Origin of the sequence: Sphingorhabdus sp. 109 (assembly GCF_902506555.1) — a bacterium.
In the GTDB taxonomy this organism is placed as follows: domain Bacteria; phylum Pseudomonadota; class Alphaproteobacteria; order Sphingomonadales; family Sphingomonadaceae; genus Parasphingorhabdus.
Map to the genome: position 1 here is coordinate 2,047,808 of NZ_LR732707.1, position 21,382 is coordinate 2,069,189.

Annotated in this window: 23 protein-coding genes; 8 read left to right on the forward strand and 15 right to left on the reverse strand. The window is 60.0% G+C overall.

The window, feature by feature from the left end; all coding sequences use genetic code 11:
- Positions 1-5: 5 nt before the first annotated feature.
- The 8 genes from BOSE62_RS09640 to coxB are packed head-to-tail and all read right to left on the reverse strand — an operon-like array spanning position 6 to position 6,290.
- Positions 6-611, reverse strand: a complete 606-nt coding sequence (locus BOSE62_RS09640) for an SURF1 family protein (protein WP_159645448.1) — start codon at positions 609-611, stop codon at positions 6-8.
- On the reverse strand, positions 608-1,000 hold the full coding sequence (locus tag BOSE62_RS09645; protein ID WP_159645451.1) for a DUF983 domain-containing protein: 393 nt from the start codon (positions 998-1,000) through the stop codon (positions 608-610). The genes BOSE62_RS09640 and BOSE62_RS09645 overlap by 4 nt, the downstream gene beginning before the upstream one ends.
- 9 nt (positions 1,001-1,009) lie before the next feature.
- Complete coding sequence (locus BOSE62_RS09650) at positions 1,010-1,876, reverse strand: cytochrome c oxidase subunit 3 (RefSeq protein ID WP_159645454.1); 867 nt, start codon at positions 1,874-1,876, stop codon at positions 1,010-1,012.
- Positions 1,877-1,908: 32 nt separating this feature from the next.
- Complete coding sequence (locus BOSE62_RS09655; RefSeq protein WP_159645457.1) at positions 1,909-2,496, reverse strand: cytochrome c oxidase assembly protein; 588 nt, start codon at positions 2,494-2,496, stop codon at positions 1,909-1,911.
- On the reverse strand, positions 2,496-2,657 hold the full coding sequence (locus tag BOSE62_RS09660; protein WP_159645460.1) for a hypothetical protein: 162 nt from the start codon (positions 2,655-2,657) through the stop codon (positions 2,496-2,498). The genes BOSE62_RS09655 and BOSE62_RS09660 overlap by 1 nt, the downstream gene beginning before the upstream one ends.
- Entirely contained in the window at positions 2,654-3,559 is a 906-nt protein-coding gene (locus tag BOSE62_RS09665; RefSeq protein ID WP_159645463.1) for a heme o synthase, read from the reverse strand. Before BOSE62_RS09665 ends, BOSE62_RS09660 begins: the two co-directional genes overlap by 4 nt.
- 32 nt (positions 3,560-3,591) lie before the next feature.
- Complete coding sequence (ctaD, locus tag BOSE62_RS09670; RefSeq protein ID WP_159645466.1) at positions 3,592-5,253, reverse strand: cytochrome c oxidase subunit I; 1,662 nt, start codon at positions 5,251-5,253, stop codon at positions 3,592-3,594.
- Between the two features lie 11 nt (positions 5,254-5,264).
- Positions 5,265-6,290, reverse strand: a complete 1,026-nt coding sequence (gene coxB, locus BOSE62_RS09675) for a cytochrome c oxidase subunit II (protein ID WP_159645469.1) — start codon at positions 6,288-6,290, stop codon at positions 5,265-5,267.
- 240 nt (positions 6,291-6,530) lie between these two features.
- Between coxB and pyrE the strand changes: the two genes are divergently transcribed.
- The 4 genes from pyrE to lepB all read left to right on the forward strand — a co-directional run bounded on the left by pyrE (position 6,531) and on the right by lepB (position 9,281).
- Positions 6,531-7,124: an orotate phosphoribosyltransferase gene (gene pyrE, locus BOSE62_RS09680; RefSeq protein WP_159647995.1), complete on the forward strand. Its 594-nt coding sequence runs from the start codon at positions 6,531-6,533 to the stop codon at positions 7,122-7,124.
- Entirely contained in the window at positions 7,121-7,855 is a 735-nt protein-coding gene (locus BOSE62_RS09685) for a pyridoxine 5'-phosphate synthase (protein ID WP_159645472.1), read from the forward strand. The genes pyrE and BOSE62_RS09685 overlap by 4 nt, the downstream gene beginning before the upstream one ends.
- 127 nt (positions 7,856-7,982) lie before the next feature.
- Positions 7,983-8,384 (forward strand): holo-ACP synthase, encoded by a 402-nt coding sequence (acpS, locus tag BOSE62_RS09690; RefSeq protein WP_159645475.1) that lies wholly within the window; start codon positions 7,983-7,985, stop codon positions 8,382-8,384.
- Between the two features lie 36 nt (positions 8,385-8,420).
- Positions 8,421-9,281, forward strand: a complete 861-nt coding sequence (gene lepB / locus BOSE62_RS09695; RefSeq protein ID WP_159645478.1) for a signal peptidase I — start codon at positions 8,421-8,423, stop codon at positions 9,279-9,281.
- Between the two features lie 8 nt (positions 9,282-9,289).
- On the opposite strand, the gene argC is transcribed toward lepB, so the two are convergent.
- The 3 genes from argC to BOSE62_RS17515 all read right to left on the reverse strand — a co-directional run bounded on the left by argC (position 9,290) and on the right by BOSE62_RS17515 (position 11,610).
- Complete coding sequence (gene argC, locus BOSE62_RS09700) at positions 9,290-10,219, reverse strand: N-acetyl-gamma-glutamyl-phosphate reductase (protein WP_159645481.1); 930 nt, start codon at positions 10,217-10,219, stop codon at positions 9,290-9,292.
- A gap of 8 nt (positions 10,220-10,227) precedes the next feature.
- Complete coding sequence (locus tag BOSE62_RS09705) at positions 10,228-11,154, reverse strand: C40 family peptidase (protein WP_236553961.1); 927 nt, start codon at positions 11,152-11,154, stop codon at positions 10,228-10,230.
- A 327-nt stretch (positions 11,155-11,481) separates the two neighbouring features.
- The gene (locus BOSE62_RS17515; protein WP_268893900.1) at positions 11,482-11,610 is read right to left on the reverse strand and encodes a hypothetical protein; all 129 of its coding nucleotides are present in this window, start codon (positions 11,608-11,610) and stop codon (positions 11,482-11,484) included.
- A gap of 242 nt (positions 11,611-11,852) precedes the next feature.
- On the opposite strand from BOSE62_RS17515, the gene BOSE62_RS09710 reads away from it, so the two are divergent.
- From BOSE62_RS09710 to BOSE62_RS09720, 3 genes are all read left to right on the forward strand, one after another.
- On the forward strand, positions 11,853-13,301 hold the full coding sequence (locus BOSE62_RS09710; RefSeq protein WP_159645484.1) for an amidohydrolase family protein: 1,449 nt from the start codon (positions 11,853-11,855) through the stop codon (positions 13,299-13,301).
- Between the two features lie 118 nt (positions 13,302-13,419).
- Positions 13,420-14,418, forward strand: a complete 999-nt coding sequence (locus tag BOSE62_RS09715; RefSeq protein WP_159645487.1) for an AraC family transcriptional regulator — start codon at positions 13,420-13,422, stop codon at positions 14,416-14,418.
- Between the two features lie 172 nt (positions 14,419-14,590).
- Positions 14,591-15,871 (forward strand): serine hydrolase domain-containing protein, encoded by a 1,281-nt coding sequence (locus tag BOSE62_RS09720; RefSeq protein ID WP_159645490.1) that lies wholly within the window; start codon positions 14,591-14,593, stop codon positions 15,869-15,871.
- A 42-nt stretch (positions 15,872-15,913) separates the two neighbouring features.
- On the opposite strand, the gene BOSE62_RS09725 is transcribed toward BOSE62_RS09720, so the two are convergent.
- From BOSE62_RS09725 to BOSE62_RS09740, 4 genes are all read right to left on the reverse strand, one after another.
- Complete coding sequence (locus BOSE62_RS09725) at positions 15,914-17,332, reverse strand: leucyl aminopeptidase family protein (RefSeq protein ID WP_159645493.1); 1,419 nt, start codon at positions 17,330-17,332, stop codon at positions 15,914-15,916.
- 39 nt (positions 17,333-17,371) lie between these two features.
- The gene (locus BOSE62_RS09730) at positions 17,372-18,886 is read right to left on the reverse strand and encodes a flavin-containing monooxygenase (RefSeq protein ID WP_159645496.1); all 1,515 of its coding nucleotides are present in this window, start codon (positions 18,884-18,886) and stop codon (positions 17,372-17,374) included.
- 66 nt (positions 18,887-18,952) lie between these two features.
- A complete protein-coding gene (locus BOSE62_RS09735) occupies positions 18,953-19,276 on the reverse strand; it encodes a PilZ domain-containing protein (protein WP_159645499.1) in 324 nt (107 codons plus the stop codon).
- A 103-nt stretch (positions 19,277-19,379) separates the two neighbouring features.
- Positions 19,380-20,909 (reverse strand): flavin-containing monooxygenase, encoded by a 1,530-nt coding sequence (locus BOSE62_RS09740; protein ID WP_159645502.1) that lies wholly within the window; start codon positions 20,907-20,909, stop codon positions 19,380-19,382.
- A gap of 164 nt (positions 20,910-21,073) precedes the next feature.
- Between BOSE62_RS09740 and BOSE62_RS09745 the strand changes: the two genes are divergently transcribed.
- A partial coding sequence (locus BOSE62_RS09745) for a hypothetical protein (protein ID WP_159645505.1) occupies positions 21,074-21,382 on the forward strand: 309 nt, incomplete at its 3' end.

A 21,382-nucleotide genomic window follows, 5' to 3' on the forward strand; every position in this document is an offset into this window, starting at 1 on the left:
GCGGGTTAGGACAAGTTGCCGGATTGGGCAACGCCCTTGTTGCGGCCACGCAATGCGAGCAGAAAAATCACCAGCGCGATCGCGGCGAAGATGAACCACTGGACGGCATAGGACATATGGTTGTTGGGGATATCTTCCAGCGCCGGTGGCTGGCTTTTTTGCAGCCCCGCAACCGGTTCGCTGGCCACCAGACGGATGACATATTGGCTGTCCGGCGCGATAATGCCGTCGACCACCCCGCCTGCCCAGTCCGGATTGTCGGGCCGGGTGGACCAGCCGGCAACGATCTGCGCGCCCGGGCCTTCTGCGCCGGCAGTCCGGCACTGGGCGATATGCGCCCAGCCCGACTGCCCGCTGGCGCTTCGTCCGCTGGTGGAGCGCCAGCCGATGACTTCCAGGCAGTTCACGCTTGATTTGCGGAAATAGGGCGCATCATCTTCATCGGGCACAGCCGGATAGGCAATGGCGGGCAATGCGGATGCGGCCGCGTAGCTTTCCAGTAATCCGTTTTTCCATTCGGCCCGCTGCAACTGCCAGACGCCAAGGCCGGTCATGATCGCCACGGCGATCAGGACAAGAATTGTTCCGAATATCGGCAGGCGCCGGATCATGGACTGTTGCTGCTGTCGATACTGCCTTCCCGGGCCTGGTTGCGATGCTCGAGGATCAGCAACAAGGCTTTGGACACACGCAGCGACCCGACCACTGCGGCAACGGTCAGCGGTACCCAGAGCAGGACATGAACCCAGATAGGCGGATGGAAATTGGCTTCGACCGCCAAGGCCAGCCCCAATATGATGGCGCCAACGATCAGGGTGAGAAAGGCCGCTGGGCCGTCGCCGACATTATACTGGCTATAGTCGAGCCCGCAGGCCCGGCATTTATCGGAGAATTTGGTCAGATTGGCAAAGAGTGTCTTCTGCCCGCAATGCGGGCAGAGGCCAAAAAGGGCAGCAGGAAGAACATCCGGCTGCCCTTTTTTATTTTCGGTGTTGGTCAATGCGCTGGCCTAGTGGACCGGTGCGCCCCAGCCGCCCCAGACGTAGATGACGACGAACAGGAACAACCAGACAACATCGACAAAATGCCAGTACCAGGCGGCTGCTTCAAAACCGAAATGCTGTTTCGGGGTGAAGTGGCCCTTGTAGGCTCGCGCCAGGCAGACAATCAGGAAGATCGTGCCGACGAGAACGTGGAAGCCGTGGAAACCGGTCGCCATGTAGAATGCCGAGCTGTAATTGATTCCGGCAAACGGGAATGGCGCGACACTATACTCATAGGCCTGGATGAAAGAGAACAATACACCCAGAATGATCGTCAGCCACAGGCCGGTGATCATGCTTTTGCGGTCACCGTGGAGCAGCGAATGATGCGCCCATGTGATGGTCGTACCGGAACACAGCAGGATCATCGTGTTGAGCAGAGGCAGTTCGAAGGCGTTGAGCACCTCGATACCCTTTGGCGGCCATTGCAGCAGAGCCGCAGCGCCCTCCTGGCCAATATAATTTGTGGTGATGCCATCGACCAGTTCGATCGGCTGGGGGAACAGAGAGAAGTCAAACCAGGCCCAGAACCAGCCGACAAAGAACATGACTTCCGAAGCGATGAACAGGATCATGCCGTAGCGCAGGTGCAGCTGAACCACCGGCGTATGGTCGCCGGCATGGGCTTCCTTGATCACATTGGACCACCAGGCAAAGAACGTCAGCGCAACAGCCGAGGTGCCAATCGCAAAGAGCAACGGGCCGAAAGCATAGATATCGCTGTGCATCCAGCGAACCGCGCCAATGGCCATGACAAAGGCAGAAAACGAACCAACCATTGGCCAGATGTCTGGCGGCAGAATGTGATAATCATGATTTTTGGCACCGGCCATAATATTTCCCTAACCTTACTCTCGAATGTCTCTTAGCTGTCGCCCGTACCCTCGTCCAGCGCCTGCTGGTCGATTGAACGGTAAAAGGTATAGCTAAGCGTAATTTCCTTGATGTCCTTGGTTTCCGGATCATCCATGATCGCCGGATCAACATAATATAGCACCGGCATCCGCACTGTCTGCCCGGGCTGCAGGACCTGTTCGCTAAAGCAGAAGCACTGGACCTTGTTGAAATACTGGCCGGCCAGAAGCGGCGTCACATTGAACGTGGCGGTACCGACCACCGGCTGGTCGCTATTATTGGTGGCAATGAAAATCGCCATGTCGCGGGCGCCGACGGTGACATGATCGACCGCCTGCTCCGGTTTGAAGGACCAGGGCAGCGCCGCATTGACATTGGAATCGAAACGAACCGACATCACCTGGCTGGTGCTCTGCACGGTTGCCGCCTGCGCCGCGTCGGCCCGCTGCGTTGTCCCGCCATATCCGGTGACCCGGCAGAACACGTCATACAAGGGCACGGCCGCGAAACCGAGAGCGAGCATGCCGAGCCCCATCAGGGCCGCCATCACGCCGCTGCGGCGATTCTTGTTCGAAAGGGAGGCCTGCGCAGTGGACATCAGGAACCCGACCCGATTTTGACGATTGTGATGAGGTAGAACAGCACAACCATGAAGCCCAGCAGCGCCGCCAGGATGATCGCCCGGTGTTTCTGCCGCGCCTGATAGGCTTTCTGCTCTTCCGCGCTCATCGGCGTGCTAGGCTGATCGCGATCGCTCATGCGGCTATCATCCGGTCGGCGACTACCGCTGCGAACAGCGCGAAGAGATACAGAATCGAGAATTTGAACAGCCGCTTTTCAGCCGCCATGTCGTCCGGGCGCGTGGTCGTGCTGCGCCCGACCTGCCAGGAGAAAACAGAGAATATTGTGCTCAGCACGATCGATGCGACGCCATAGACCTGTCCGGCGAGACCGAGTGCGAAAGGCGCGATAGCGACAACGGCCAGGATCAGGCTGTAGCCAAAAATCTGCTTGCGGGTTGACTGGCGACCAGCAACCACGGGCATCATCGGGATGCCGGCTTTGGAATAGTCGCTGTTCACGAATAGCGCCAGCGCCCAGAAATGCGGTGGCGTCCAGAAGAAGATGATGGCGAACAGCAGGATCGGCATCAAAGTGACGTCTCCGGTCACGGCGGCCCAGCCGATCGCCGGCGGAAACGCCCCGGCAGCGCCACCGATCACGATATTCTGCGGCGTGCTGCGCTTCAGCCAGATGGTGTAGACCACGGCATAGAAGAAGATCGAGAAAGCGAGAAAGGCCGCACTGAACCAGTTGACCGCAACGCCCATCAGCAGGACCGAGAAGACCGACAGGCCGATACCGAAATGCAGCGCGGTTTCGCGGTCCATCCGGCCAGCCGGCAACGGGCGGCCTTGCGTCCGCTTCATCACCGCGTCGATATCCGCCTCATACCACTGGTTGAGCGCGGCCGAAGCCCCTGCCCCCAGACTGATCGCGAGGATCGCGGTAAAACCGATCACCGGATGAATCGTACCCGGTGCCGCCAGCATGCCGCACAAGGCGGTAAAGATGACCAGCGACATCACGCGCGGTTTGGTCAGCGCGAAGAGATCCTTCGCGCTGGCCAGTCCTTGTATCGTTTGCGACGCAGTGGTCATTTTGCTTTCCAAGCTAGCGGCTACTTCTCAGATCACTTGATCTGGGGCAGCGTTTCGAACTGGTGGAACGGCGGCGGGCTGGTCAAGGTCCATTCCAGCGTGGTTGCGCCTTCGCCCCAGTAATTGCCCTCCGCCTTGCGACCGGCCATCAGCGACCAGATGATATTCACGAAGAACACCAGCACGCCGACCAGCATCACGGCATAGCCGAGCGAGCTGATCTGGTTCCAGTAAGCAAACTGCTCCGGATAGTCGGCATAACGACGTGGCATGCCTTGCTGTCCGAGGAAATGCTGCGGGAAGAACAGGATGTTCACGCCGATGAAGAAGATCCAGAAGTGGAGCTGCCCCAGCAGTTCGCTGTACATCCGTCCCGACATTTTCGGGAACCAGTAGTAGAAGCCGGCGAAGATCGAGAAGACCGCACCAAGCGACAGCACATAGTGGAAGTGGGCAACCACATAATAAGTATCGTGGAGATTGTCATCGATACCGCCATTGGCCAGCACAACACCGGTCACGCCACCAACGGTGAACATGAAGATGAAGCCAAGCGCCCACATCATCGGGGTCTTGAAGGTCATCGAGCCGCCCCACATGGTGGCGATCCAGGAGAAGATCTTGATGCCGGTCGGCACCGCGATCACCATGGTGGCAGCGGTGAAATACATTTTCACATTAACCGACATGCCGGTGGTGAACATATGGTGCGCCCATACGACGAAGCCGACCACGCCAATGGCAACCATGGCATAAGCCATGCCGAGATAACCGAAGACCGGCTTGCGGCTGAAGGTCGCGACAATATGGCTGATCATGCCGAAACCGGGCAGGATCATGATATAGACTTCAGGATGGCCGAAGAACCAGAACAGATGCTGGTACAGCACCGGATCACCGCCACCGGCAGCATCATAGAAGGTCGTGCCGAAGTTACGATCGGTCAACAGCATCGTAATAGCAGCCGCAAGCACAGGCAGCGAGAGCAGCAGCAGGAATGCGGTAACCAGAACCGACCAGACAAACAGCGGCATTTTGTGCAGGGTCATCCCTGGTGCGCGCATATTGAAAATGGTGGTGATGAAGTTGATTGCCCCCAGAATGGAGGATGCACCCGCCAGATGGAGCGAGAGAATCGCCATATCCACAGCTGGCCCGACCGACCCGCTGGTCGACAGCGGTGCATAGACCGTCCAGCCGGTACCGGCACCGTTGCCAAGTCCGCCGGGGACGAAGGATGACCCCAGAAGCAGAAGGAAGGCCGGGACAAGCAGCCAGAAGCTGACATTGTTCATCCGCGGGAAGGCCATGTCCGGCGCGCCGATCATCAGCGGCACGAACCAGTTACCGAAGCCGCCGATCATCGCCGGCATGACCATGAAGAAGACCATGATGAGGCCGTGCGCGGTAATCAGCACGTTCCAGAGGTGATAGGCCTGATCCATCGACGCTTCGCTGCCGTTGGAAATGCTGGCCCAGGCCTGCAGATACTGGATGCCGGGCTCGGCCAGTTCCAGACGCATCAGACCGGAAATGGCACCACCGATGATACCCGCGACAATCGCGAAGATCAGATAGAGAGTACCGATATCCTTATGGTTGGTCGACATGAACCAGCGCTGGAAAAAGGCCGGCTTGTGATCCGCGTCATGCGCGTGATCGTCGATATGGCCATCTGCTGTGATAGTTGTCATTGCTCTAACCCTCAGTTGGTCGCAGCAGCTGCGTCAGCAGCCGCAATTTCGGTGGTCGCGTCTTCGGGCGCAGTGTCGGTCGCAGCCGGCTCAGCCGCCGCCCCCTTCACCGTACCGCCATTGGCGAGGACCCAGTTGTTGAATTTCTCTTCCGAGAGCACTTCCACCGTGATCGGCATGAAACCATGCCGCGCGCCGCAGAGCTCGGAACACTGGCCATAATAGACGCCCTCGCGATCGATCTGCAGAACTTTCTCGTTGATCCGGCCGGGAACCGCGTCCAGCTTGAACCAGGCCGACGGAATGGCGAAGCTGTGGATGACGTCGGCCGCAGTAATCAGCAGCTTGACCGGCTTGCCGACCGGAATGACCATCCGGTTGTCGGCGGCCAGCTGATACGGTTCGCCGCGCGCTTCCGCGTCTTCGGCCGACAGCATGTTGGAAATGACCTCGAAATCACCGTTGTCGGGATAGCTATAGCCCCAGTACCACTGGTAACCGGTCACTTTGACGGTCAGCGCCTCTTCCGGAGCGGGTTCAAACTGGCGGGCCAGAAGGCTGATCGACGGAACGGCAATGACCACAAGAATCAGCACGGGAATAACCGTCCAGATAATTTCAATGAATGTATTGTGCGTTGTTTTCGACGGCTCGGGGTTGGCACCGCGACGGAAGCGCACGACGACCCAGAACAGCAAGCCGAGAACGACCAGGCTGACGCCGACCATCATCGGAACCAGGATCGCGCTGTTGATCCAGTGAGCGGTCTGGCCGGTTTCGCTGAACTGCTCCTGAAAATCGATGCCGCCATTGACGGGCATTCCGACACCGGGTGTTGGTTTCATCGGGGTATAGAGAGCCGGGTCCGAGGCGGATGCAGTTGCTTCGGCTGCCGCCGGTGCCTCTGCCGCTTCCAGTTCACTGGTCGCCGCCGGTTCAACAGACGGCGCTGCCGGCAACGCTTCCTGCGCCGACAATGCTGCTGGCGTGAGAATCAGGCCAATGGCCAGAATCCATGCTTTCACAAAATGAGTCATATAATCGCTCAACCCTATCTTACCCCAAGTTTCGGTAGTTTTCCGGCGATGGCTGTACGATTGGAATCGCAAAGCCCGCGTCTGGAATAGTCCGATTGCGGCGGCTTATAGGCATGGTTGCCGCCAGCCTCAAGCTACCGAATAGATATTTTTTCAGTTTTTTGCCTTTAATTTTTCTGGCAATGCGGCAGCAATATGCCCATTTGGGCAGAAGGACGCAAATCAGAGCGGGATGAAACATTGACTGAAGACGAGATTTTAGCCGAATTCCGGAACTGCGACGCCTTGTTGCAGGGCCATTTCATCCTCTCGTCCGGACGCCATAGCAGCAAATATCTGCAGTGCGCACGCTTGTTGATGAACCCGGCGCGCGCCGCCCGTATGGCCGAAGCCCTGGCGGCGCAAATTCCGCAGAATATAAGACGCGCAATCGATGTTGTAGTTTCTCCGGCAATGGGCGGCGTTATTATCGGCCACGAAATGGGCCGTGCGCTTGGCCTGGATGCGCTGTTCCTGGAACGGCCGGAGGGAACATTCGAACTGCGACGCGGCTTCCGGCTGGAGCCGGGCCAGAAAGTGCTGATGATGGAGGATGTTGTCACCACCGGCCTGTCTTCGCGCGAAGCGATTCAGGCGATCCGGGAAGCGGGTGGCGAAGTGATTGCCGCCGGGGCGTTGGTCGACCGTTCCAACGGCGCCGCACAATTTGACGTTCCCTTCTTTCCGCTGGTGACGCTGGACGTGCCTTCTTATACCACCGATGAAATCCCCGCCGATCTGGCTGCGATACCGGCGACCAAACCGGGCAGCCGCGCGGAGCGCGCTTCGGCGTGAGCAGCGCCAATCATCTCAGGCTCGGCGTCAATATCGATCATGTTGCCACCATCCGCAACGCACGCGGTGGCGATCATCCCGAACCGGTACGCGCAGCGCTGATGGCTGCAGGCGCCGGAGCGGACGGTATCACTGCTCATCTCCGCGAAGACCGGCGCCATATCCGCGATGACGATCTGACCGTGCTGATGGACACGCTGACCATTCCGCTCAACCTGGAAATGGCGGCGACCGACGAGATGCTGGCCATCGCTTTGCGCCACAAGCCCCATGCCGCCTGCATCGTCCCGGAAAATCGCGAGGAACGGACCACCGAAGGCGGGTTGGACGCCGCGGGCATGGATAATCGACTGACCGATTTTGTCGGGCAGCTGAAAGAAGCGAATATTCGCGTCAGCCTGTTTATCGAACCGGACCCGCGCCAGATCGAGGCCGCCATACGCCTCGGTGCGCCGGTGGTCGAATTTCACACTGGTCGCTATGCCGAACTCGCCGGTTCCGAACGCGAAGCGGAACTGCGGCGGATATCCGATGCGGCTGCGCTGGCGGCGAAAAACGGTATTGAACCGCATGCCGGACACGGCCTGACCTTTGATAATGTCATCCCGATCGCTGCCATACCGCAGCTGATGGAATTGAACATTGGCCATTTCCTGATCGGCGAAGCGATTTTCAGCGGTCTTGACGGCAGTATCCGACAAATGCGCAAATTGATGGACGAAGCACGGTGAGGATGGTCGCAGATATTTCCTCCCTGCAGCGAAGCTGTGGGGAGGTGGCGCCGAAGGCGTCGGAGGGGCACCCCTCCACCACCCTTCGGGCGGTCCCCCTCCCCGTCTGCGACGGGGAGGAAAATCCATGATCATCGGGCTCGGCTCCGACCTCTGCAATATCGAGCGCATCCAGAATTCGCTCGACCGTTTTGGCGAGCGGTTTGAAAATCGCGTCTTCACCGAACTCGAACGCGCCAAGGCCGCGCGGCGTCCTTATACAAAGGCCGGCACTTACGCCAAGCGCTTCGCCGCAAAGGAAGCCTATTCGAAAGCAGTCGGAACCGGCTTCCGCGCCGGCGTTTTCATGAAGGATATCGGTGTGATCAATGCCAAGAGCGGCGCACCGACGCTTGCCCTGACCGGCGGCGCGAAGAAACGGCTCGACGCCCTGACACCGGCAGGATATGAAACATTCGTTCACCTCACACTCACAGACGATCATCCATGGGCACAGGCCTTCGTGATCATTGAAGCCCATCCGCTCTAGCAACAGTGCGCTTGGACCGGAAACCAGAGACCAAATATGTCGATAGATAAAACCGCAGACAGCGGCTCCAGCGAAAAACCGGAGAAGACCGACTGGATCGGCGAATTCAAGAGCATCGCCCTGCTGTTGCTGGCGGTTCTCGCCTTCCACAGTCTGGTAGCCAAGCCTTTCTACATTCCCTCCGTTTCAATGATGCCGGGTCTGCTCGTCGGAGACCGGCTGATTGTTAGCAAATATGCCTATGGCTGGTCCTGGGTCTCGCCGACGTTTCATATCCTGCCGCGCATGGAAGGCCGCCTGTTCGGCAGCTTGCCGGAACGTGGCGACGTGGTGATCCTGACACCGCGGGACCAGAGCAGCGATTATATCAAGCGGGTAATCGGCCTGCCCGGGGACATTGTCGAGCTGCGAGGCGGCCAGATCTTTCTAAACGGCATCGCCGTAAAACAGGAAGTACAGCCCGATCTGCAACTGCCGATCGATGCCAATTCCCCGTGCGGCGAGCATGAATTTCCCGGCGCGCGCGGCACCGACGCAGCCGGCAATCCGGTTTGCAACTTGCCAATTCTTCGCGAGACCCTGCCTAATGGCGCGAGCTACGACATTATCGATCTGGGCCCGCAATATACCGATGATGTGGCACCGATCGAGATACCCGAAGGCCAGGTCTATCTGCTCGGCGACAATCGCGATCTCAGCGCCGACAGCCGGGTCTCCAGCCCGCTGGGTCTGGGTGGTCCGATTCCTTGGGAGAATATCGGCGGACGGGCCGAGTTCATCACTTTCTCGCTTGATGGCACCACGACGCTGAACCCGTTGAGCTGGTGGGGCGCTTTCCGCAGCGGGCGTGCCGGCACCAGCCTGCGGCCGGACAAAGCAGTCACTGCCGCCGAATGATCTGACGCCTAGAGCCGCAATCCCGCGGTTTCGTCCAGACCGGCCATGATATTGAGATTTTGCACGGCCGCGCCCGACGCGCCCTTGCCCAGATTATCCAGCCGCGCAATCAGGCGGGCGTGATAGCCTTCGGCATTGCCGCAAACGAACAGCTCGAGCCGGTCGGTTGGCGGATCATCCTCGCTAATCAGCAGCTCTGACAGATCGCCCCTGCCCTCGACCGAAACAATCGTGGAACCGGCATAGAAGGCGGTCAGCTCTGCGAGCAGTTGCTCCGCGCGCACCGATCCCATTGCCCCGAGATGCAGCGGCACATCGACCAGCATGCCGCGAAAGGCCCGGATCACAGAAGGTGCGAAAATCACATCATGGGTCAGGCCACCATGGATTTTCATTTCCGGCATATGCTTGTGATCCAGATTCAGGCCATAGCTGCGGAAACCGAGATCGGGCTCCTGCGCAAAACGCTCGATCAGCGCCTTGCCGCCTCCGGAATAGCCGGAGACCGCATTCATCACATAGGACCAGTCGGCCGGCAGCAGGCCCCTGGCGATCAATGGCGCCACCAGCGCCAGAAAGCCGGTCGGATAGCAGCCGGGATTCGATACGAAACGCGCATCCGCAATCGCGGCGCGCTGGCCTTCGCGAAATTCGGCAAACCCGTAAACCCAGCCATCGGCAACCCGGTGCGCGGTCGAGGCATCGATAAAGCGCGTGCGATCATTGTCGACCAGCGCCACCGCCTCGCGCGCGGCATCGTCGGGCAGGCAAAGAATGACAAAGTCGCTGTCGTTGATCGCCTCGCGCCGCGCGGCCGGATCCTTGCGCTGCTCATCGGGCAGCCGGACCATGGCAAATTCTTCCCGCCCGGCCAGCCGGTCGGCGATTTCGAGGCCGGTGGTCCCCACCGCACCATCTATGAAAACAGTCTGCGTCATAACGGGCCTCAGGACAGTCTTTTGCGCGCCAGTATCGGCTGCTCGGTGGTTCTGGCGAAGCGGGCCACAATATCGGCCAGCGGTTCGATCACCACCTGCATCGCGTGGGATGTGGAGTGGATGATGCGCTCCTTGTCGACCATCAGGCCGACATGATCGGGAAAGAAGACCAGATCGCCGCGCCTCAGGTCATCACCCTCGGCAATATTCTCGCCCAGCGCCGCAAGCTGCTGGTCGGTATCGCGCGGTGCATCGACACCGGTCAGCATCAGGATTGTCTGTACCAGCCCCGAACAGTCGAGACCGTCACCGCTGCGCCCGCCCCAGAGATAGGGCGCACCGATGAGCTGTTCGGCCAGCGCCGCCGTGCCATTGCTGCCGTCGAACACGACCTTCGTGCCGACCGGCTGGACGTGGCGGACATGGACATAGCCCTTGCCGGTTTTCAGAAAATTGCCGCATTCGCTGGCCTCGCCGCAGGCGATCCGCGCGCCCATCGGCAAACGCTTCATCACGCTCGATTTATGGTCCGGCTCGACAAAGACCAGCGCCGCACGGGCAAAGATCAAATGGGTCGGCTCGGGCGTCTTTTTCAACTGCTGCAGCGCATGGACCGGCACATAGCCGACATATTTGTCATGGCCGCAATAGCCCCAGGCCCAGTCTCCGGCGATATCCAGCACAAGAAATTGTTCGCCGTGCAGCAGTTCGGAAATCGCCTCGTGATCCTTGCCGGGCAGCTTGCGCAGCATCGCCTTTGGCGCGGAACAGCGCATCGGCATCGCTTCGGCATAATGCGGCGCGAACAATTTGCCGGCCAGCGCGACATCCGCGAGATCGCCGCGATGTGCCGTGACCCTTGGATCGAATGTTTCTTCGGGACCGGTCAGAACGAACTTTGCGTGCGCGCCTGTGTCTGCAGTTTCCATGTCCATGCGTTTAGAAATCCCAATAGCGATAAATGTTGTCGGTGGCTCTGCGGCTTGTGCGCCATGTTACAAAGCGATGACAATCGGCCGCCTTTAAACGACCTGGGGGCGTTTAATCAAGCAATGTCGCTTTTGGTGAAGTTCCGGACTGGCATTGCTCCAGCCGGCTGGACCTCGAACCGGTCTGGCGGCGGCGAGAGCGCGGGGCTTCGACGCTCCCGATCCCTGCGGTCTCCAGCCCTGCCGTCCCCATTTCCTGCAGGTCAGCAGAGCAGTGCGGCGCAAACCGATGATCAACCAGAACGCAGCCCCCGAGAAGAGGACGTCACCGGATTAGGAGGCCCGGAAGAGACTGGTCAACAGCGCGTCGGTCTTTTCGTGAATTTCGGAGAGCTGGATCAGCTCCGGCTTCTCATATGCTTTTTTCTCGGTTTCCGTTTTGCTCTGTTCAACCGTTTGCATTTCATACCCCTGTCAACATCGATCGGCCTGATGTGATCCGTCAAGCCTCGCGCGATTCGCGTATCGGATCGCCAAAACTCTAGCCTCACCCCAATCGATGTCAATAATCCGTAGCGACAGAACTGCCCTAGTCTGCGCAATTGCGGATCCCGCTGTCAGCCGAAGACCGCAAAAACAGGCAGCGACCGCCAACAAGATTTTGACCGCCATTGGTCGACATGCTAATTTGCACAAAACTGCATATGGAGGCATTTATCTTCAGATTCTTCCCTGCCGTCGCGCTTTTTCTCGCGCTAATGCCCACCCCGCTGGCTGCGCAAGCCGATCCTCCGCTGCTTCTCCGCAATGTTCGCATTCTCGATCTCAGCGGATCAGACCCGGTGCTGAAACCGGATCAGTCCGTTCTCATTGACGGAGGAACGATCACGGCTGTCGGACCAACGACCGCTGTAACCGTACCCTCTGCTGCCCGCGTGGTCGACGGCGGCGGCCGGATCGCGATGCCTGGCCTTGTCGATATGCACGTGCACGTCTGGGACGAAGCCGCGCTCGGTGCCTATCTGGCGCGAGGCGTGACGACGATCCGCAATGCTTCCGGCATGCCCTTTCATCTGCGCCTCGCGCAAGAAATCACGGCCGGACAAATCGCCGGCCCGCGCCTGATCACGACCGGTCCCATTCTCAACGGCGACGGTCCCAATGCCCAGGTAAACCACCAGATCGTTGCGAACGGCACGGAGGCGCGTGCCGCGGTTCGCGCCCAGCATGAGGCCGGATACCGTCGTATCAAAGTCTACTCGAACCTGTCCCGCGAGGCCTATGAAGCGGCGCGCGACGAAGCCAGAGCGCTCGGCATGACGGTCATGGGCCACACACCCGAGGGCGTCCGGGAACCGGGCATGCCGCGGACTCGCCCGTTCAATATCGCCTTTGAGGAATTGCTGGACGACGGGTTCATGACCTTCGAACATATCGAATCGATCGTCTGGCATGGCTTGCGCGATGCCCATGACGAAGCCGCCGCAAAAAATCTCGCCGCCCGGGTTGCAGCCGCCGGCGTGCCGGTCGATCCGACCCTTCTCGCCTTTTACAATCTGATGCGGGTTGCCGAGACGCGCGGAGAATATCTCGATCGACCCGACGTGGACATATTGAACCCGCTGGTCGTGGCCCAGGAACAGGAAAATTACGATCGCTGGTCCGGCGAGGCAATCGCCCCGGCGCGCGCCGCCTTTGATTTTTACAAACGGGCGACAAAGATTTTCGCCGATGCCGGCGTGCTGATCGTTACCGGAAGCGACGCGGGTATTTTCACCAATATTCCCGGCCGGTCCCTGATCCAGGAACTGCATCTGTTGTCCGAAGCCGGCCTGTCACCTGGTGAAGTCCTGCGCGCAGCAACGCTAAATGCCGCAAGGGCGCTCGGCGAAGCGGATGAAGCGGGCCGCATCGCGCCCGGCCATCGCGCCGACCTCATTCTGCTCGACGGCAATCCGCTGGACGATCTGGATGCTGCGGGGCGTCCGGCCATGGTGATCGCCGGCGGGCGTCTCTATGACCGGACTGCGCTGGATCAGCTGCATAAGGCCGCCAGCCAGCCCGATCTCGCGCGAACCCGGAAGAATTTGATCGAAGGTCTGCAGGCGCAAGGCGTGGACCCATCCATATTGGGCGGACAACCCGCCTCCTGATCAGCGGTTGACCGGCCCGTTGTTCTTCCACCACTCGCCGCCCTGAAAAAGCGGCTTCACAGAGCGCCTCGGCTTGCCTAAAAATTGGCAATAGGTTCGAACGGAGGGCCCGCAGGCATTGGCTCAAATTTCATCCTTGTTCGTCCGCAAGGTCATTGCGGCGGCCAGCGATTCCCTGAACAAGCCGTCGCTGTTGCGCGAAATGGGTGTCGATCCGGATGCGGCGCTGGATTTTGACATGCTGGTGTCCGAGGAGCGCTATTATGATCTGTTGCAACGGCTTGCCGAGACCGAAGCCGGGCCGGTAGAATTTCACCTGAGGGCGGGCGCGTCGATGCGTTGCGACGAATATGGCGTGCTGGGACTGGCGTGGAAATCCGCACCGACACTGCTCGAATCCTTTCGGCGCGCCGTCCGCTATGCCGAATTGATCAACGGCACCAGATTATATTCCGTCCATGAACAGGAGGATACCGTTCTGATCGCGATGGATCGCGAAGCCCGTTCGCCCGGCGTGCGCCTGTCCAACGAAGCTGCGATGGCCTCGTTCCTCGCCTTGTCGCAAGATTCGGTGGGCCGCGCCTTCGCTCCTCTGGCGGTTCATTATCGCCATGGCCCGCCGCCCGGATCCGCAAGCCATTATCAGCAACATTTCGGCTGTCCCGTCCATTTTTCGTCGCAATTCAACGCTCTGGCCGTCCCCAAAGCCGTCGCCCTTGAACCCAATCGGCTGGGCGACACGGCCATGTCCCGCTTTTTCGAAGCGCAGCTCGACCACAAGCTTGCGACGCTGCAGCGGGACATCAGCTTCGAGCAGCGCGTCCAGTCGCAGATTTCCGCAGCCCTGCCGACCGGGGTGCCGAAAAAGGCGGAAATCGCGCGCAAACTGGGGCTCAGCGACCGCACCCTTAACCGGCGACTGGCGGATGAAGGGCTGTCCTTCCAGGGATTGCTGGAAAAATCCCGGTCTGCGCTGGCCAGCGGCCTGCTGGAACAGTCCCACTATAGTCTGGCCGAAATCGCCTTTCTCACAGGCTTTTCCGAGCAAAGCGCATTCACTCGGGCCTTCAAGCGCTGGAATGGCCTAACGCCACAGGCCTACCGGCAGAACGAATAGCCAGGCAACACAAGCCGGGGGTGGCGCGCTGGGTCAAAAGCTTGGCATGAGGTGTCAAGCAATCGGACCGTCAATTCCCCTAGGTTGCGGTGAGCCAGCACCAGCAGCCTGATTGGCCCACCGGTCAGAATGGTTGATTGTCTTGCGACGCCAAGCGAAGAAGGAATGGAATATGATCAGACTTGTCATCACCGGCATCGCCACATTGGCAGCGATGGCGCTCTGGGCCGCCGGGCTTTTCATCGGTACCAGCGAAGGATGGTGGCACCGTCCCATGACGAGTTCCGCAGCGCCGGCAGATTTCGTTCAGGCCGCCCGCGCAAAAATTGAAACCGGGCATCGCGGAAATCTCGGATTCGCGCTGATTGAAAATGGCAAGCCCGTCGAGAATTTTTCCTGGTCATCGGGATCCCCGGTTGATGAGAATTCCGTCTATCAGGTAGCCTCGCTCGGCAAATGGATTACCGCTTGGGGCGTGATGGCGCTGGTCGAGGATGGTCTGGTCGATCTGGATGCTCCGGTGGAAAATTATCTGGAACGCTGGACATTGCCGGAAAGCAAATTTGATCACGAACAGGTGACCGTCCGCCGCTTGCTCAGCCACACGGCGGGACTGGATGACGGGCTCGGCTATAATGGCTTTGCCACGCCGGATGCGGTCCAGACGCTGGAAGATTCGCTGACCCGCGCCGCCGATGCCTCGCCCGGGAAGTCCGGCGTGGTCAGGGTCGGAGAAACACCGGGGGCGGCGTGGGACTATTCAGGCGGCGGCTATACCCTGCTGCAATTGATGGTCGAGGAAGTTTCGGGTCTCTCCTTCCCCGAATATATGGAGCAACGGATATTCACACCGCTGGGCATGATGCGGACGACCTTCGATCACCGAAAGGCGCAGGCAATGGGCCTCGCCGAGAATTTCACGCTGGATGGCGATACCGAGCCGTTCCGCTGGTATACGGCGCTGGCGGCGACATCCCTGTTTACCACGCCTGCCGACATGACCACATTCGCTCTCGCCCAGTTGCCCGGAAGCCAGCAGAAGGTTCTGCCTCAAAATATTCTCGCCACCATGGCCACGCCGCACGCGTCATCGCTGGGCGCCGATATCTGGGGATTGGGGCCGATGTTGCTCGCGCCGGACAACAAAGGCGGTTTCATCATCGGCCATGACGGAAAGAACGAGCCTGCCATCAACAGTGCGGTGCGGGTCGACCCCGCGAGCGGTGATGGCATTGTCATCCTCGAGACCGGCAGTCCCATACTCGCCACCACGATCGCCAGCGAGTGGGTCTTCTGGAAAACCGGCAATGTCGACAATCTCGCCTTCGCCGCCAGAATGGACGGGATGTTCACCTGGATTCTGTTCGGCTGCATCGCGATCCTGATTGTCGGGCTGCTGGTCGGGTGGCGGCAAATGCGCCGCCTGTCCCGAAAGCGAAGACAATCGGCCTGACAGTCCTGTCGTCCGCAGTTATCAGACAGGCTGCTTGCTAACTTACTGCCCGAAGCGTCCCTGCAGATAGCGCCAGCTCGCGCGCAGGCCGAGCGCTTCACCACCTTGCGGCCGACCCGGCTTGGTCGCCGGTCGCCAGGCGAATGTGTCGAAATGTGCCCAGGGCACCGATTCCGGCGCAAATTTCTTCAGGAACAATGCCGCAGTGATGCAGCCGGCAAAGCCACCCGACGCGCTGTTCACGCAATCGGCGATATTGCTGCTCAGCATCGCGTCATAGCCGGACCAGAGCGGCATTTGCCAGAGCGGATCGCTTTCTTCCTCTCCGGCCTGCAGCAGCCCGTCCGCCATCTCCCGGTCGTCACAGAACATCGCCGGCAGATCCGGCCCCAGCGCAACCCGCGCCGCGCCGGTCAGCGTGGCGAAATCGATGATCAGGTCCGGCTCCTGCTCGCCGGCCAGAGTCAGCGCATCGCCCAGCACCAGCCGACCCTCGGCATCGGTATTGGTAATCTCGACGGTCAGCCCCTTGCGGCTGTGCAATATGTCGCCCGGACGCAGGGCGTTGCCGTCGATCGCATTTTCCACCGCCGGCACCAGCAGGTGCAGCTGCACCGGCAGCCTCGCTTCCATCACCATCCGCGCCAGCGCGATGGCATGGGCAGCGCCGCCCATATCCTTTTTCATCAGCATCATGCCGGCCGGCGACTTCATCGAAAGCCCGCCGCTGTCAAAGGTCACACCCTTCCCGACAATCGCGATTTTCGGATCATCGGTCTTACCCCATTTCAGCTCGAGCAGCCGCGGCGCATGGGCGCGCATCGCCGCCTTGCCGACGCCGTGGATCATCGGGAAATGCTCTTCCAGCGTATCGCCGCGCGTCACCTTCAGCTCCGCGCCATGCTCGCCCGCCAGCTTGTCGACAATGTCCTCGAGCCTGTCCGGGCCCATGTCGGCCGCCGGGGTATTTACCAGATCACGGACCATCGCGGTTGCCTCGGCCTGCCGCACGGCTTCATCGCGCTGACCAATGGCATCGTTGACCAGCAGCACGCTCGGCCCCTGCCGGTCGGGCAGTTCCTTGTAACGGTCAAATTCATGCTGCGAGATCAGCCAGCCGAACAGCGCGCCCTTGGCGCTGATATCCTGCAGCCGGTAATTGCCCTCGGGCAGGCTGCCGCCCAGTCTGGCCAGCGACCAGGCATCGAGCTTCGCCTGGTCCGGCACACCCGCCACCACCGAGAAATCGGTTGCTACCGATTTGTCCTCGCTTTTACCGCCGACCGGCGGCAGCAGCAAAAAAGTGTCGGGCTTGCCGGAAAATTGATAGGCAGCAGCCAGCGAGCGGATATTCTCCGGTTGCCCCTTCAACCAGTCTTCAAAACTGCCCGCATCCAGCAACTGGATGGAGCGCGCGGTCTGGCCGGTGTCAGCCTCGATCAATGCCATAAAATCAGTCATTTGCCCGCTATAGCCACAGATCAGGCCGAGCGCGAGACTCTATTCGGCGGCAATCGTGTCGGTATCGACCTGTTTCGCCGGCATTTGATAAATGACCGCGCCGGGCTTGGAAAAGACCATCACTCCGTCGTCAATCGCCTTGTGCCGCAGATTGATGATATCCTTGGGAAAATTCTGGTTGAGCCGCCACGGTTTGCGGTCGCCCTGTTTCGGCAGATTCTTGATCGCGCGCTGGACGTAGCCGGAGTTGAAGTCCAGCATCGGTTCGGTCCCGATCAAGCCGTCCGCCGGCAAGGTCGGTGTGGCGATCGGCGTGCCATTCTTGTCCATATAGTTGATCAAGCGACAAACATATTCGCTGGTCAGATCGGCTTTCAGGGTCCAGCTGGCGTTGGTATAGCCCATGGTCATCCCGAAATTGGGAATGCCGGAGAACATGACGCCCTTGTAATTGATCTTCTCGCCAAATTTGACCAGCTTGCCGTCGACCGAAATGGTCGCGGTGCCGCCGGTCAGCATTTTCAGGCCGGTGGCGGTGACGATGACGTCCGCCTCGAGCGTCTTGCCGGATTTCAGCCGGATGCCGTCCTTGGTAAAAGTTTCGACATGATCGGTGACGATCGACGCCTTGCCGGATTTCAGCGCTTTGAACAGGTCGCTGTCGGGCACCAGACACAGGCGCTGGTCCCAGGGATTATAGCTGGGTGTGAAATCGGCCATGTCTACACCGGGGCCCATTTCCTCTTTCACCATTTCCAGCAACCGGCCCTTGAACGCCGCGGGCTTCTTGCGCGCGAGATTGAACATGAACAGGCCCATCAGCACGTTTTTCCAGCGCGTCAGCAGATAGGCGAGCCTGGAAGGCAGGAATTTGCGCAACCGCAAGGCCCATTTGTCCTCGCCCGGCCGCGAAACGATATAGGTCGGGGAACGCTGCAACATGGTCACATGCGCGGCGGTTTCCGCCATCGAGGGCACCAGCGTCACGGCGGTCGCGCCGCTGCCGATCACCACGACTTTCCTGCCCGAATAATCCAGATTTTCGGGCCAGAACTGCGGATGGACAATTTCCCCGGCAAAATCCGCTTTGCCCGGGAAGTCGGGATCATGCCCCTCTTCATAGCTGTAATAGCCCGAGCACATGTGCAGGAAATTGCATTTGACGGTATCGATCGAACCATCGCCACGCTGCAGGCTGACCGTCCACAGGGCTTCGGCGCTCGACCAGTTGGCATCGACGACCTTGTTGTTGAAGTGGATCTTGTCCTGCAGATCATATTCCGCAACGGTTTCGCTGAGATATTCGAGGATCGACGGCGCGTCGGCGATCGCCCGGCGCGCGGTCCAGGGTTTGAAATTATAACCCAATGTATACATGTCGCTGTCCGAGCGGATGCCGGGATATTTGAACAGGTCCCAGGTTCCGCCCAGCCGCTCGCGCGCCTCGACGATGGCGAAGCTCTTGCCCGGGCATCTCTTGGACAGGTGAACCGCTGCGCCGATACCGGACAGACCGGCACCGACAATCAGAACGTCATATATCTTGTTTTCCATATCGGCACCTTACTGACATGATTGTCAGTTGGCAAGCAGTCGCTTTTGACAGGGGCCGACCGGCGGCTATTCGCTGATCAGGGTCAGGCGGCGGAAGAGCCCCTGTTCCAGAGTCTCGGCGAAACGGCAGCCGACATGGCCATCCCTGCACCAGATTGCGGTCGCGCTGATCGGGCTGCTGCCCTCGAAGCGGAGCCAGACCCGGCTGCCCTCGGCAATGATGCTGTCGCAAGCGACCCGGCAACCATAGATCGAGACATCGACCAGCTCGCCCTTTCTGGCACTTTTGCCATGCTGCCGGATGGCCGTTCGCTGGATCTGCACCGGATGGCGGAACGTCTTGCGCTGTTCGATCAGCGCCGGTTCCACCGTGCGAAATTGCGAGTTCATGTAGCCCATTCCCATCCCCCTCCCCGCAGGACTAGAGGATCTGGCTCAACAAATGGTTAAGCATAAGGAGGCGGGCCCTGCTCCTGCGGCCGGAGCGCCGCGCCTATTCGGCAGCCTCCAGCGCCGGCTCGCCCTGCCCCGCACCCTGCTGTGAATTGGGGCCGTAAAATTTGAGCACCCCGTCGTCGACGGGATCGTGGCGCAATATCTTCCGGTCGAACAGATAATCCTGGTTGAGCTTCCACGGCATGGCGGTGCTGTTGCGCGGCAATTCGTCGATCGACCGCTGGATATAGCCGGAGGAGAAATCGAACAATTGCTCCTGCTCCAGCTCCTTGTCCAGCACCGGATTGGCGATCCGCGTCGAGGTCGCGTCCATATGGTTGAGCAGGCGGCAGGTATATTCCGAGACAATATCCGCCTTCAGCGTCCAGCTGGCGTTGAGATAGCCGAAGACGATCGCCAGATTGGGAATGTCGGAGAACATGCAGCCCTTGTAATAATAATGATCAGGCCAGTGCACCGGCTTGCCATCGACCTCGAAGGCAACCTTGCCGGCCACCGCCAGCTTCAGCCCGGTCGCGGTGACGATGATATCCGCGTCCAGCGTCTCGCCGGATTTCAGCCGGATGCCATTCTCGGTTACCGTGTCGATATGACCGGTTTTCAGATCGGCCTTGCCCGCGGCGATCGCCTTGAACATGTCGCCGTCGGGCACCAGGCACAGGCGCTGCTCCCACGGGCCATAAGGCGGCGTGTAATCTTCCTTCACATATTTGTCGCCCAGCTCTTTCTTGAGCGGCTTTTCCAGCTTGCGGATGACCTTGTCCGGATTGTCGCGCGAGGTGCGGAAGGTGATGTCCTGCATCCACACATTCTTCTTGCGGATGATCGCATAGGCCCATTTCTCCGGCATGATCTTGCGCAGGAAATTGGCCAGCCCGTCCTTCGCCGGGCGCGAGGCATACCAGGTCGGCGTGCGCTGCAACATGGTCACATGGCTCGCCTTTTCCGCCACCACCGGCACGATCGTCACCGCGGTCGCGCCGCTGCCGATGATCACCACCTTCTTGCCCGCATAATCGAGATCCTTGGGCCAGAATTGCGGGTGGACGACCTCGCCCTTGAAATTCTGCAAGCCCTCTATCTGCGCATCATAGGGATTGTCATAATCATAATAGCCGGCGCCCATATAGACGAAATTGGCGTGCATCACGACCCGGCTGCCGTCGGCTTTCTCCGCCGTCACCGTCCAGCGCGCGTCCTCGCTCGACCAGCTCGCCGACAGCACCTTGTGGCCGAATCGGATATGTTTCTCCAGATCATGCTTGGCCTTGATCCGGTGGAGATATTTGATGATCGACGGACCGTCGGCGATCGCCTTCTGCTCGGTCCACGGTTCGAAACTGAAACCCAATGTGTGCATGTCGCTGTCGCTGCGGATGCCGGGATATTGGAACAGGTTCCAGGTCCCGCCGATATCGTCGCGCCGCTCGACAATCGCAAAGCTCTTGCCCGGACATTTGTCGCGCAGATGCACCGCCATGCCGATCCCGGATATGCCCGCGCCGACGATCAGCACGTCGACCGATTCTGTAGCCGTTTCGCTCTGTTCCGCAAATTTAGTAGCCATTGCCGTCTCTCCCAGCTTTTTGCATCTTATGCCATTGCCGGCGACGAGTTGCAATTGGAGATTTAATTGTCCGATTAAGCGCTGCCGCCGGCGCCGCCAGAGAGGCTCTTAACAGCCCCGCAAAAGCATGATAGCGCCGCGCCATCGAAACGTTTTTCCTCTGGATGACCCTCGCGCTGAGCGGCGCGGGACTGGTCTATATGCTGCGCGGCGACCTGCCGTTCATTCGCAGCGGCACCACCCGCGTGCCAGCCCAGATCGTCCGCCACCAGATCATCCGCCGCAGCGGCGCGACGCTTTATGCTGCCGTGCTGCTGGTGCCAGACGGCCGGGGCGGCTTTATCGAGGTCCGCGACCCGCTGACCACCCCCTTCCCCACCCCGGTGATCGGCGAGCGTCTGGACGTCGTCCACCCGGAAGGCCTGCCGTCCAAAGCGCGCATCCCCTATCCGGTGTTCCGGGCGGGGGTTTAC